Annotated in this window: 9 protein-coding genes; 5 read left to right on the plus strand and 4 right to left on the minus strand. The window is 67.0% G+C overall.

The genetic code is table 11. From position 1 onward, the window contains the following. Both ACFVWL_RS15255 and ACFVWL_RS15260 read left to right on the plus strand, forming a co-directional pair. A complete protein-coding gene (locus ACFVWL_RS15255; protein ID WP_387184444.1) occupies positions 1-288 on the plus strand; it encodes a hypothetical protein in 288 nt (95 codons plus the stop codon). Continuing rightward, complete coding sequence (locus ACFVWL_RS15260) at positions 285-1,007, plus strand: alpha/beta hydrolase (protein ID WP_387184446.1); 723 nt, start codon at positions 285-287, stop codon at positions 1,005-1,007. Before ACFVWL_RS15255 ends, ACFVWL_RS15260 begins: the two co-directional genes overlap by 4 nt. A gap of 16 nt (positions 1,008-1,023) precedes the next feature. Here the strand turns inward: ACFVWL_RS15260 and ACFVWL_RS15265 are convergent, their stop codons facing one another. Beyond that, positions 1,024-2,085, minus strand: a complete 1,062-nt coding sequence (locus ACFVWL_RS15265; RefSeq protein WP_387184449.1) for an AI-2E family transporter — start codon at positions 2,083-2,085, stop codon at positions 1,024-1,026. Between the two features lie 180 nt (positions 2,086-2,265). On the opposite strand from ACFVWL_RS15265, the gene ACFVWL_RS15270 reads away from it, so the two are divergent. Both ACFVWL_RS15270 and ACFVWL_RS15275 read left to right on the plus strand, forming a co-directional pair. Further along, positions 2,266-4,212 carry a glycosyl transferase gene (locus tag ACFVWL_RS15270; RefSeq protein ID WP_387184452.1) on the plus strand — a complete coding sequence of 649 codons (1,947 nt, stop codon included), beginning with the start codon at positions 2,266-2,268 and terminating at the stop codon, positions 4,210-4,212. Beyond that, the gene (locus ACFVWL_RS15275; RefSeq protein ID WP_387184455.1) at positions 4,209-5,132 is read left to right on the plus strand and encodes a tetratricopeptide repeat protein; all 924 of its coding nucleotides are present in this window, start codon (positions 4,209-4,211) and stop codon (positions 5,130-5,132) included. The genes ACFVWL_RS15270 and ACFVWL_RS15275 overlap by 4 nt, the downstream gene beginning before the upstream one ends. 34 nt (positions 5,133-5,166) lie before the next feature. Here the strand turns inward: ACFVWL_RS15275 and glgB are convergent, their stop codons facing one another. The 3 genes from glgB to glgX all read right to left on the minus strand — a co-directional run bounded on the left by glgB (position 5,167) and on the right by glgX (position 11,578). Further along, a complete protein-coding gene (gene glgB, locus ACFVWL_RS15280) occupies positions 5,167-7,371 on the minus strand; it encodes a 1,4-alpha-glucan branching protein GlgB (RefSeq protein WP_387184458.1) in 2,205 nt (734 codons plus the stop codon). After that, entirely contained in the window at positions 7,368-9,440 is a 2,073-nt protein-coding gene (locus ACFVWL_RS15285) for an alpha-1,4-glucan--maltose-1-phosphate maltosyltransferase (protein WP_387184461.1), read from the minus strand. The genes glgB and ACFVWL_RS15285 overlap by 4 nt, the downstream gene beginning before the upstream one ends. A 65-nt stretch (positions 9,441-9,505) precedes the next feature. Next, positions 9,506-11,578, minus strand: a complete 2,073-nt coding sequence (gene glgX, locus ACFVWL_RS15290; protein ID WP_387184464.1) for a glycogen debranching protein GlgX — start codon at positions 11,576-11,578, stop codon at positions 9,506-9,508. A gap of 100 nt (positions 11,579-11,678) precedes the next feature. On the opposite strand from glgX, the gene ACFVWL_RS15295 reads away from it, so the two are divergent. Continuing rightward, entirely contained in the window at positions 11,679-12,854 is a 1,176-nt protein-coding gene (locus tag ACFVWL_RS15295; RefSeq protein WP_387184467.1) for a cysteine desulfurase family protein, read from the plus strand.

Raw genomic sequence — 12,854 nt, forward strand, 5'->3', positions numbered from 1 at the left:
ATGCCCCGCTCCCGCAGACGTCCTTCGGCGCGCCCTGACCCCGAGGATTCGTTCGACCGTCTCCTCGCCGGCTGGAAGCGGAACGAGACTCGTCGTGGCAGCGAGTGGACTGTGCAGCCCGTGTCTGCCGCGCAGGCGCAGAAGGAGTATGTCTGCCCTGGGTGCGGCCGGGGGATCGTGACCGGGACAGCTCATCTCGTCGCCTGGCGTGCCGACGGCGTGCTCGGTGATGCCGCCGACCTCGCCGCCCGACGACACTGGCACACACACTGTTGGAGGCTTGCATGAGCATCGAGCTCCGCGGACCGTTGGAGCTTCCGGCACGACGCGAGGACATCGAGTTGACGACCGCGGACGGTCTGACACTTGTCGGAGAACTGTCGCAGCCTGAGACCGTTCCGGCGGTGGCGACCCTCGTGACATTGCATCCGCTGCCCACCGCCGGCGGCTTCATGGACTCGCACATCATCCGCAAGGCGGCTGCTCGTCTCCCCGCGCTCGCTGACCTGGCCGTCCTGCGATTCAACACGCGAGGGACCACTTCTCCGCGAGGGACGAGCGACGGCGCCTTCGACGGCGGGTCCGCCGAGCAGTTCGACGTCGCCGCAGCGATGGATCTCGTCCGCGATCGCGCCCTACCGCGTCCCTGGCTCCTGGGGTGGTCCTTCGGTACCGAGCTCGCGCTGAAGTACGGCCGAGAGCACGACATCGAGGGGATCATCCTCCTGTCGCCCCCGCTGCATCGCGCGACGCCGGATGAAGTCGCCGCCTGGGCGACCACCGATCGTCCCGTCGTCGTGCTCGTGCCCGAACTGGATGACTACCTGCGCCCGGCTGAGGCCAGAGAACGATTCGCCGCCATCCCGCACGCGAAGCTCATCGCGGTCGACGGCGGCAAGCACCTCTGGGTCGGCGAGACGCAGACACGGCGAGTTCTCACGGAGATCGTGGCAGCGGTCAATCCATCCGCTCTCCCACTCGCCACCCACTGGCCTGCCACCGACTAGCGGCGGGTGCGCGGTTTCAGAGTTCGTTCATCCTCGGAATGAGCACCTGGCGGTAGATGATCAGGATGCTCGCGGCCACCGGGATCGCGATCAGCGCGCCCAGCAGACCCAGGAGGCTGCCCCCGGCGAGGGCAGCCACGACGACCACGGCGCCCGGCACCGAGACAGCGCGACTCATGATCCGCGGGGAGATGATGTACGCCTCGATCTGCATGTAGATCAGATAGTAGATCGCCGCGGCGATGGCGGTTCCCGGAGATCCGAGTCCGGGGATGAGGCACACCAGCACGATGATCGTGGAGCCCGTCAGGGTTCCGACGAGAGGGATCAGCGAGAAGAAGAAGGCGATCACGGCGAGGACCGCGGGGAACGGCGCGTCGATGATGGAGAGATAGATCGCGCTGAGCACACCGTTGAGAACGCCCTGCGAAACCTGGCCCATGACGTAGTAGCCGACGGAGTCGGTGATCTGCTCGGACAGGTCGATGAAGCGGTCTCGCTTCGACGCGGGAGCGAGCTGGTACACGGCGCGCTTGAGCGACGGCGTCGACGCGGTCAGGTAGATCGTCAGGATGAGGACGATGAAGGCCCCGAACAGACCGCTGAGCACGGCACCGCTGGCGACCAGGACTCCTTGGCCGATGGAACCGCCGATCTCCGCCAGGTTGCTGGTCAACCAGTTCGTGACGTAGGTGAACACATCGTCGACGAGCAGGTTCGGAAAGGCGTCCTGTATCCACTCCTTGAGGTCCGGGATCAGGTTGCCTCGTTGCACGATGGCCGAGATCTGGGCGACCAACTGCGAGATCTGATCCACCAGGACCGGAAGGACGATGAGCACGATCCCCACGAAGATGCCGAGCACCGCGAGGATCGTCACGAGGACGGCGGCCCACCGGGGGAGGCGTCGGCGCTCGAGGAACGACACGAGCGGATCGAGGCCGAGACTCAGGAACAGCGCGGTACCCAGGTAGAGCAGCACGGTGGAGAGGTTCTGCACGCTGTTGATCAACAGGATGCCCAACCCCACACCGAGCGTCGCCACCAGGGCGGTGCGGAAGGGATTGTGGATCTTCATGTGGAGACTCCTCGAGACGGATGCAGCAAGGTTATCCAGAGGGTCCTTCCCGGCTTCGACGACGTGCCGATCCAGCACGCACTGCGTCTGCTCGTGGGCAACACACAGCTGATTTCGCTAGTCTGAAATGTCGAGTGTTGCGTCGCAGGCAGGTGCCGGTGATGCGTGAGGAGACTATTCGTGCGTTTCGTATGGGCCGTGGTGGCCTTCGTGCTGGCTGCGGTGCTGATCGGTGCAGGGATAGCTCAGCGCACCATCTTCATGGGGCCTGCCACTCAGCAGACTCAGGTCGAGATCGACGAACCGGCGCCTTTCGTCCTCATCGATGACGACGTCCTCCGGGCGAACCCGGGCGCACAGACGCTGATCGTTCGTGGAGAGGGCGAGATCTTCGGCAGCTACGGCCGGACCGCCGACATGGAGGCCTGGCTCGCCGATTCCGACTACAACCAGGTCACGATGAAGAAGAGCGGCGGGCTCGCCGTGGAGCACGTCACCGCGAAGGATCCCGCCGATACCGCCACCGATGCTCCGAGCGACGGCAGTGAAGGCGACACGGCCGCTCCGGAGTCCGCGGGTCGTGACCCGCGCGGCTCGGATCTCTGGCTCGATTCCTTCGCAGAGGACAACCGACTCACCGCCGAGAACATGCAGCTTCCCGAGGGCACCAGCCTGCTCATCGCCTACGACGGCACAGCCGATGCGCCGGACGACATCGTGGTCTCGTGGCCGCTCGACAATTCGACGCCGTGGGCCGGACCGCTCATGGTCGCCGGCGGCATCATGCTGTTGCTCGGTCTGATCCTGTACGTACTCGCGATCCGTCATCAGCGGCGCGGACGCGGCCCGCGACGAAAGGGACCGGGACCTCTTCCGGCCACCGAGCCGATCGATGTCGCCGTGCTTCCTCCCGCGGAGCGCGCCGCGATCGAGGAGTCGGACTCCGCCGCCGCGCGTCCCGCCGACCCCACTGTTCAGACGGACGGAGATGTGGAAGACGCGGAGATCGTGGACGAGAACAAGGACACCGATTCGAAGAGCTCCATGCGCGCCGCGCCGGTGTCCCGTCGACGCCGCATGCTCGCCCTCCCCGTCCTCGGACTCACCGCGATCCTCGCCGCCGGGTGCTCATCCGACTCCTGGCCGCAGTTGGGCGACGCCTCACCCACCCCGTCTCCGAGCCCGACGGTGGTCGCGCCGGAGAACCAGAAGCCCCCGGCGGTGCTGGAAGCTCAGGCCAAGCGCATCCTCAAGACACTGGCCGGCACCGTGAGCGAAGCGGACGCGGCGCTCGATCTCGACCTCCTCTCCACCCGTTTCGAAGGCCCGGCACTCGCTTCCCGGACCACGGAGTATGCGCTCCGGGCCAAGCTTCCGGACACGGCGCCTCCCGCGGCCATCCCGACCGATGAAGTCGAGGTCGTGCTTCCGGAGGCCACTGACCAGTGGCCGCGTACGGTGCTCATGTTGTCGAAGACCGGTGACGACAGCGTTCCGCCCGTGGTGCTCACGATGACGCAGGCCGACCCGTGGTCGAACTACAAGGTCTCCAATATGGCCGAGATGTCGGCTGACGCGGTCTTCCCCGAGGTCGCCGCGTCCTGGCTCGGAACTTCCATGGTTCCGTCCGACTCCGCATTCCTCACGATTCCCCCGGCGGATCTCGCCGCGACGTTCGCAGATGTCGTCGACCAGGGCGAGCAGAGCGAGTCTTACGACAAGTTCGACGACCTTGCCCTTCGCTACGCGAAGTCGATCGTCGACAGTCGGCAGGTCGTCGTGCAGGGGCTCGTCGACAAGGGGGCGTCGGAGACTTCGCAGATCGCCTTCGACATGACCCCGACGAGCGACGCACCCATCTCCATGACCACTCTCGACAGCGGTGCGATCGTGGCCGTCACGCTCACCGACACCGAGACCGTCACACCGACCGGAGAAGACGTCTCGATCCGATTCGGCGACAACGCGCAGGCCAAGGCTCTCACCGACGCGACCGAATCTGCGAAGGGCGTCGAGACGACTTACGAATTCCAGCTGTTCTTCTCGGTTCCCGCCAAGGGATCGACGGAGCAGATCAGGCTCCTGGCAGCCCACCAGGACCTCTTGTCCGTGAAGGTGATCAAATGAGTGAGATCTCTCCTGCCGCGCTGCGCGGCGCCGTAGACCTGTCCAGCCTCCGCAATCGTCCGGCGTCGCCTGCCGAAGGGGCACCGGCCCCCGGCGTCGTCGATGTCGTCGTGGATGCGACCGACGAGACCTTCGGGCAGATCCTCGAGCTCTCTCGGACCGTTCCCGTCGTCGTCGACCTGTGGGCCGAGTGGTGCGGGCCGTGCAAGCAGCTGAGCCCGATCATCGAGAAGGTGACGCGCGAGCTGGGTGGACGTGTGCTGCTGGCCAAGGTCGATGTGGATGCGAATCCGCAGCTCGCCCAGAGCTTCCGCGCGCAATCGATCCCGATGGTGGTCGCTCTCATCGCCGGTCAGCCCGTGCCGATGTTCACCGGGGCCGTGCCGGAGCAACAGGTGCGCGATGTGTTCGCCCAGCTTCTCCAGGTGGCGGCACAGAACGGTGTCACCGGATCCCTCTCCGTCACAGAGGAAGGTGAGGCTCCGACGCCTCCCGCGGAGCCCGAGCTTCCGCCGCTGCACGCTGAGGCGTTCGCGGCGATCGAGATCGGCGACTACGCGGCAGCCATCAAGGCGTATGAGAAGGCGCTCGCGGAGAATCCTCGTGACGAAGACGCACTCGCCGGCCTCGGACAGGTGCGACTCCTCGACCGGGTGCAGGGGCTCGACCTGCAGGCGGCACGGGCAGCGGCAGCCGCAGGTCCGCTCGATGTCCAGGCACAGTTCGACGTGGCCGACCTCGACCTCGCCGGCGGGCACGTGGACGACGCTTTCGGACGCCTGCTCGACCTGTTCGCTCAGCTGCCGTCCGACCAGCGCACACCCGTCAGGGAGCGCCTGGTCGAGCTGTTCGGTCTCATCGGCGCAGAAGATCCTCGTGTGGTCTCGGCACGCAATCGTCTCTCGTCGCTCCTGTTCTGAAACGCTGCTGTTCTGAACCGGCGCTGTCGAGCGCTCAGCCGTGGGTGACCGTCGGCACGTGCGGGTCAGGCTGGTGGCGCAGCCAGAGCGTCGATAGCGCCGGCAGCGTCAGCGTCGCGAGCGGCGCCCCTCCCTCTTCGGCCTGCGCATAGACCAGTCCGAGGTTTCCCGATCCTCGGCCGCCGTAGTCGGCGGCGTCGGTGTTGAGCACCTCCTGCCATACGCCTTCGCGAGGGAGATCGAGCTGGTACCCGGCGCGTTCCACGCCGGCGAAGTTGCTCACCACGACCAGACGCCCGCCGTGTGCATCACGGCGCTCGAAGGCGACCACAGTCGAATCCCAAGTCGGCGCGCCGAGGCGGCGGAAGGATGATCCGTCGTTGTCCCGCTCCCACAGGGGAGACTGTGCCCGGTAGGTGCGGTTCATCACGCCGACGAACTCCTGCAGTTGGATGTGAGACGGCTGCTGGAGGAGCCACCAGTCCAGCTCACGCCCTTCCGACCACTCCGCAAGCTGACCGAACTCCTGCCCCATGAAGAGCAGCTTCTTGCCCGGGTGCCCCCACATGTACGCGAGGTAGGCCCGCACGTTCGCCAGCTTGTGCCAATGGTCGCCCGGCATCTTGGAAAGGAGACTGCCCTTTCCGTGGACGACCTCGTCGTGGCTGATGGGGAGTAGGTAGTTCTCGCCGAACGCGTAGACGAACGAGAAGGTCATCTCGCCTTCGTGATGTCCACGGTACATCGGGTCGCGTGAGATGTACTGGAGCGAGTCGTTCATCCAACCCATGTTCCACTTGAACCCGAAGCCCAGACCGGCATGATCCGTCGGAGCGGTGACCCCGGGGAAACTGGTGGATTCCTCCGCGATCATCAGGATTCCCGGGTGCAGCCGGTACGCGGTGGCGTTGACCTCCTGCAGGAAGCGGATCGCCTCGAGGTTCTCGCGTCCGCCGTGGATGTTCGGTTCCCATTCGCCGGGCTCACGGGAGTAGTCGAGATAGAGCATCGAGGCGACGGCGTCCACGCGGAGACCGTCGACGTGGAATTCCTCGAACCAGTAGAGGGCGTTGGCGACCAGGAAACCTCGGACTTCGGGCCTGCCGTAGTCGAAGATGAGCGTTCCCCAGTCCTGGTGCTCGCCACGGCGCGGATCCGGGTGCTCGTAGAGAGGCTGGCCGTCGAAGCGGGCGAGGGCGAAGGCATCCTTCGGAAAGTGACCGGGAACCCAGTCCATGATCACGCCGATGCCCGCCTGGTGCAGCCGGTCGATCAGGTAGCGCAGGTCGTCGGGGCTGCCGAATCGACTGGTGGGCGCGTAGTAGCCGCTGACCTGATAGCCCCAGGATCCACCGAACGGGTGCTCAGCCAGCGGCATGAACTCGACGTGGGTGAATCCCGCCTCGGTCACATGCTGGATCAAGGGCTCTGCGATCTCCCGATAGCCGAGTCCCTCGCGCCATGACCCGACGTGGATCTCGTAGATCGACAGCGGCTGGGCGACGGCGTGCGTCGCGGCCCGGCGGGTCATCCAGGCGCCGTCCGACCACGTGTGGGCGGAGGTCGCCACGATCGAAGCGGTGTCGGGCGGCACCTCTGCCGCGAGGGCCATCGGGTCGGCTTTGAGGATCCACGCGCCGTCACGGGTCCGGATCTGATACTTGTATCGGGTGCCGATCGGGAGTCCGGGGATGAAGAGCTCCCAGACGCCGCTGACGCCCATCGAGCGCATGGCATGGGCCTCGCCGTTCCAGTCGTTGTGATCGCCGACGACGCGCACGGCCGTGGCATTCGGGGCCCAGACCGCGAATGAGACGCCGATCTCGCCATCGAACGTCCGCAGATGTGCGCCCAACGCCTCCCAGAGGCGTTCGTGACGCCCCTCGGCGATCAGGTGCAGGTCGAGGTCGCCGAGCGTGGGCGAGTGGCGATACGGATCACCCGACACCGTCTCCTCATGATCCGCGTACCGAGTCGCGATCCGATAGGGGAGCGGCGGACCGCTGTGCTGTCCCTCCCAGATTCCGTGCGCGATGTGGGCCAGGTCGAGCCTGCTGCCATCGCCGAAGACCGCCGCGACCGCCGCCGCGAGGGGACGCCTGGCCCGGATCACGGTGACGGTGCGATCGGCGGCGTCCTTGTGCGAGTGCGCTCCGAGGACGGAGTGCGGATCGTGATGAGTGGCCGACGAGATCGCTGCCCATTCGGTCGACGCGGCGACGTCTTCTGCGTAGCTCATGATCGCTCCCTCACCTTCAGGATGTGTACGGGCTCGGCGAAGGCGTCGAGCCGCACGTAGTTGTGGTCGCTCCAGGTCCAGACCGCGCCGGTGAGGAGGTCCTCCACCTCGAACGGGGCGCCGAGCGGGATGCCCCACTGGGTCGTGTCGAGGTGCACGGTCGTCTCTCGCACGGAGTGCGGGTCGACGTTGGCGACGACGATGACCGTGTCCTGGTGTCCGGTGCCGGTGAACGGGGCGGCCAGATGCTTGCTGTAGACCAGGACGGCGTCGTCGTCGCTCCAGTGCGCCCGGAAGTTCCGGAGCTGCCGTAGCGCCGGGTGGGCGGTGCGGATCTCGTTGAGCCTCCGCAACAGGGGAGCGAGGGACTCCCCACGGGCTTCGGCGCCGCTCCAGTCCCGGAACTTGTACTCGTACTTCTCGTTGTCGATGTTCTCTTCGGAGCCGGGCCGCGCCACGTTCTCGAACAGCTCGTACCCCGCATAGACGCCGTAGACGGGACCGGCGGTCGCCGCGATGCACGCTCGGATCCGGTACGCGGCTCTGCCTCCGAACTGCAGATACTCGGTCAGGATGTCGTGGGTGTTCACGAAGAGGTTCGGCCGCATGTAGTCGGCGGTCTCACGGGACACCGACGTGAGGAACTCCTCGAGTTCCGCCTTGGTGTTGCGCCAGGTGAAGTAGCTGTAGCTCTGCTGGAAGCCCACCGCGGCGAGCGCACGCATCACGGCCGGTCGAGTGAAGGCCTCGGCGAGGAAGATCACGTCCGGATCGACGGCGTTCACCTCGGCGATGAGCCACTCCCAGAACTGCAGCGGCTTGGTGTGCGGGTTGTCGACGCGGAAGATCTTCACGCCCTGTGCGACCCAGTGCTGCACGACTCTCCGCATCTCGGCATAGATGCCGATGGGGTCGTTGTCGAAGTTCAGGGGGTAGATGTCCTGGTACTTCTTCGGGGGGTTCTCGGCGTAGGCGATCGTGCCGTCGGGGAGAGTCGTGAACCATTCCGGATGCGCACTCACCCATGGATGGTCGGGGGAGGCCTGGAGAGCGAGGTCGAGCGCGATCTCGAGCCCTTCCTTCCGTGCAGCGCGCACGAAGGCACGGAAGTCCTGCGCAGTGCCCAGCTCGGGGTGGATCGAGTCGTGACCGCCCTCTGCCGCGCCGATCGCGTAAGGCGATCCAGGGTCACCGACCTCGGTGGTCAGGGTGTTGTTGCGCCCCTTGCGGTTCGTGGCGCCGATCGGATGGATCGGTACCAGGTACACCACGTCGAACCCCATGGCGGCGACCTCGGGCAGTCGCTTCGTCGCCGTGCGGAAAGTGCCGCTCTTCACCGTGCCGTCTTTCAGGCGTCTGGCGCCTTCGGAGCGGGGGAAGAACTCGTACCAAGCGCCGACACCTGCTGCGACGCGTTCGACGTTCAACGTCTGTGCCGGAGCGACGGAGCGGATGGTGCTCACGGGGCGCTCCCGGAAGATCTGCGCCAGCGTGGGATCCGTCGACACTGCGATGGTCGTCGCAGCATCGCCGTGGCGCAGCGAGACGGCATCGGCGAGCAGTCGTTTCCGTTGCGCCGCAGGACGATCCTTCTCCGCGGCGGCTCGTGTGAGCAGATCGGCACCAAGCGCCGCCATGACCGGCACATCGACGCCGGCGGCCACCTTGAGCTCCGCGGCGTGTGCCCAGGTCGCGAAGTCGTCGGAGAACGCCTCGAAACGGAAGAGCCACGCGCCCTGCTCGTCGAGCGCGATGTCGGTCGACCAGGTGTCGGTGCCGTCATTGCGGGGAGACAGCCGATGCAGACTCTCGTCTCCCGACGGCGACGTGAGTCGCGCGTGTACCCCGATGGCGTCATGTCCCTCGCGGAACGCGACCACGCTGAACGGAACGACCTCGCCTACGAATGCCTTCGGCGGGAACCCGCCGGGAACAGTGGGTGAGGGGTGGAGCAGAGGGATGCGGGTCGTCAGCAGCGAACCGGGCGCATCTGCGTCGCCGAGCGCGCGCGCCGGGATCTGAGCGGGGCTCCGAAGAGCCGAGGACCGAGTACCAGCACGTGCAGCCACACCCCGAATGTACCGCGCTGACGAGGTAGCGGGTAGCGCGCCGCGAGGTGCGTCGGAGGCAGCCCTCATTCGATGCGGAACAACCTCATCGAGGTCCCGGAGACCGGTAGCACGTCACCGGGCGCGAAGACCTCGTGTTCGTCGGAAGGACGCTCATGAGCGCTCGACCACAACGACACGAAACGGGTCGCGCCTTCGATCTCGTCCGGAAGTCTGACATCGATGGGCGACTCGGTTCCGTGGACGATGAGCAGGATGCGGTTGTAGGCCTCGGTGTCCGGAGTGGAGGCGGCGACGTACTGCAGCGTCCTGTTCCCGGGGTCGGCCCACTGGCCCTGCTCCATCGTCTCGCCGTTCTGGTCGTACCAGTCCATCACCGAGGCGTTGGGGATGTGCTCGCCGAGACGGGCGTAGCGGCTGGGGCGCAAGGCGGGGTTCTCCTGGCGCAGGCGGATGAGCCGGGAGACGTGCGCGCGCAGATCCTCCTGCCAGGGCTCGAACTCCCAGCCGAGCCAGGTCAGTGCGGAGTCCTGGGCATAGGCGTTGTTGTTGCCGCGCTGGGTGCGTCCGACCTCGTCGCCGGCCGTGAGCATCGGAATGCCCGCCGACAGCAAGAGGGTCCCGAGCAGGTTGCGCATGGCCTTGCGGCGCGCGGCGAGGATGGTCGGGTCATCGGTCGGGCCTTCGATGCCGTGGTTGAACGCGCGGTTCATGTCGGCGCCGTCGCGGTTCTGCTCGCCGTTCGCCTCGTTGTGCTTGACGTCGTAAGAGACGAGGTCGTGCAGGGTGAAGCCATCGTGCGCCGTGACGAAGTTCACGCTGGCGAGGGGTCCACGGTCCTCGCTGAACGTGTTCGACGATCCGGCGAGCCGAGTCGCGAATCCACCGATACCGACCGGGGCGGAGGCACGGCGTGCATAGTCGATGTCACTCAGCCAGAAGTTCCTCACCCGGTCACGGTAACGATCGTTCCACTCGTGCCATCCGGCCGGGAAGTTGCCGGTCTGCCAGCCGCCGAGACCGACGTCCCATGGCTCGGCGATGAGCTTGGTGTCGGCGAGGATCGGATCGTTCGCGATCGCGGCGAGAAGCGGATGCTCCGGCGTGTATGTGTGGGCGCCGTCACGCGCGATGGCGGTGGCGAGGTCGAAGCGGAATCCGTCGATCTGCATCTCCTGCGCCCAGTAGCGCAGCGAGTCCAGCACGAGTCGCGCGCCGGCGTCGGTGGCCGTGTTCAGGGTGTTGCCGCATCCGGTGGTGTCGACGTAGACGCCCGACTCGTCCTGGCGGTAGTAGTTCGCGTTGTCGATGCCTCGCAGACTCGAGCGCGGACCGCCGATCCCCTCCTCGGAGGTGTGGTTGTAGACGACGTCGAGGATCACTTCGAGTCCGGCTTCATGCAGCAGTCGCACCATGCCCTTGAACTCGGCGAGCACCGCCTCGGGACCCTCCTTGCGCGCATCCTCGGTGGCATAGGCGGTGTGGGGGGTGAAGAAGTTCAGGGTGTTGTAGCCCCAGTAGTTCGTGAGGCCTCGTTCGAGCAGACGGGGCTCGGGGACGAAGGCGTGCACGGGGAGCAGCTCGATCGATGTGATCCCCAGGGCATGGAAGTACTCGATCATCGCCGGGTGCGCGAGGCCTGCATAGGTGCCGTGCAGCGCAGGGGGAACATCGGGATGACGCTTGGTGAGCCCCTTGAGGTGACCCTCGTAGATCACCGTGCGGTCGAGCGGTATGCGGGGCTTCTGCGAGTCTCCCCAGTCGAAGCCGTCGACGATCACGACCGAGCGCCATTCCTCGTAGCCGTCTCCCTGGGCGAGGCCGCGGGCGTAGGGGTCGAGCAGGAGCGTCTCCGGGTTGAACGTGTTGCCCGGTCCGTGCGGACCGCCGACGCGGATCGCGTATCGGACGCCGGGCTGGAGCAGCTCCGTCGTGACCTCCCAGATGCCCCCTGCGAGGCGCTCCAGAGGCACCTCATCGGTCGCCCAGTCGAGGTCGGTGGCGTCGAAGACGACCAGCTCGATCGACGACGCGTTCTGCGACCAGACGCGCAGAGTTCCGACGCCGTCGTGCAGACGGACGCCGAGGTTGTCGAGGGGAGGTCCGCCGGGCACGGTGAGGTCTCGGGACGCGGGCATGTGTACACACTAGGCGTGATGTGTTGCCGTCTCATGTCAGGACGTACGCGGTTCCACGTATGAACGCCCCGCCCCAGCGGTTTCGCGAGAGAATCGAAGGATGCGGCACTATCTCGACCACGCGGCGACCACGCCTCTGCGCCCCGAGGCACGATACGCATGGCTGGTCGCATCGGAGATAGTCGGCAACGCCTCTTCGACGCACGGTGCCGGGCAGGACGCCCGCCGTCTCCTCGAGGAATCCCGGGAGCGTGTCGCCGCCGTCCTGGACGCGGACCCGATAGAGATCGTCTTCACCTCCGGCGGCACGGAGTCGATCAACCTCGCTCTGCAGGGTCTCTGGCATGCCCGGCCCGCAGGAACGACGGCCATCGTGCTGCCCGACGCGGAGCACCACGCGACGATGGACACCGTGGCCGCGCTCGTGGAGGAAGGTGCCCGGCTTCGGCAGGTGCACGTCACGCCTGAGGCGCGGATTCTCCCAGAGCAGTTCGCCGCTCAGCTGCCCGACGCGGCCCTCGCGACCGCGCTTGCGGCGAACAACGAGGCAGGCACGATCAATGACACGGGCTCCCTCGCTGCCGCCGCGGCAGGAGCCGGGGTTCCGCTGCACATCGACGCCGTCGCGGCGCTCGGGCACGTGCCGCTGTCCTTCCGCGCCCTGCGAGGGGACGCGGCCGGCGGCGTCGGGCTCGTCGCGATGAGCTTCGCGGGCCACAAGATCGGCGCGCCCGTCGGGGTGGGGGTGCTGGTCACGGCCCGCTCCGCCAAGCTCACAGCGCTGCTCCGCGGGGGCGCACAGCAGCGCGGCCTCCGCGCCGGCACCCAGGACATCGCCGGGGTCTCCGCCTTCGCCGTCGCGCTCGAACTCGCCGAGAGCGAAAGGGAGCACGAGGCCGCACGACTGCGCGCGCTGCGCGATCGCCTGGTGGCCGGCGTCCGTGCGGTGGTTCCGGCTGCCGAGTTGCTGGGAGACCCGACCGGGCGTCTTCCCGGGAATGCGCACGTGCTGTTCCCCGGCGCGGTGGGGGAGAGCCTCCTGTTCCTCCTCGACGTCGCCGGTGTGGCCGCCTCGACCGGATCCGCATGCCAGGCAGGCGTCGCCGAGCCGTCGCATGTCGTGATGGCGATGGGGCGCAGCGAGCGGGATGCGCGAAGTGTCTTGAGGTTCTCCCTGGGCCGCACCTCGACCGATGCCGACGTCGATGCGGTCATCGGTGCGATCGCCGATGCGTATGTCCGCGCATCCGGCGCCGGCACAGCCGCACGCTCGTAG

Origin of the sequence: Microbacterium sp. NPDC058269 (assembly GCF_042881445.1) — a bacterium.
Classification (GTDB): Bacteria; Actinomycetota; Actinomycetes; order Actinomycetales; family Microbacteriaceae; genus Microbacterium.

Coding starts and splice junctions, on each gene's coding strand:
- ACFVWL_RS15255 (WP_387184444.1), top strand. CDS start 1: ATGCCCCGCTCCCGCAGACGTCCTTCGGCGCGCCCTGACCCCGAGGAT.
- ACFVWL_RS15260 (WP_387184446.1), top strand. CDS start 285: ATGAGCATCGAGCTCCGCGGACCGTTGGAGCTTCCGGCACGACGCGAG.
- ACFVWL_RS15265 (WP_387184449.1), bottom strand. CDS start 2,085: ATGAAGATCCACAATCCCTTCCGCACCGCCCTGGTGGCGACGCTCGGT.
- ACFVWL_RS15275 (WP_387184455.1), top strand. CDS start 4,209: ATGAGTGAGATCTCTCCTGCCGCGCTGCGCGGCGCCGTAGACCTGTCC.
- glgB (WP_387184458.1), bottom strand. CDS start 7,371: ATGAGCTACGCAGAAGACGTCGCCGCGTCGACCGAATGGGCAGCGATC.
- glgX (WP_387184464.1), bottom strand. CDS start 11,578: ATGCCCGCGTCCCGAGACCTCACCGTGCCCGGCGGACCTCCCCTCGAC.
- ACFVWL_RS15295 (WP_387184467.1), top strand. CDS start 11,679: ATGCGGCACTATCTCGACCACGCGGCGACCACGCCTCTGCGCCCCGAG.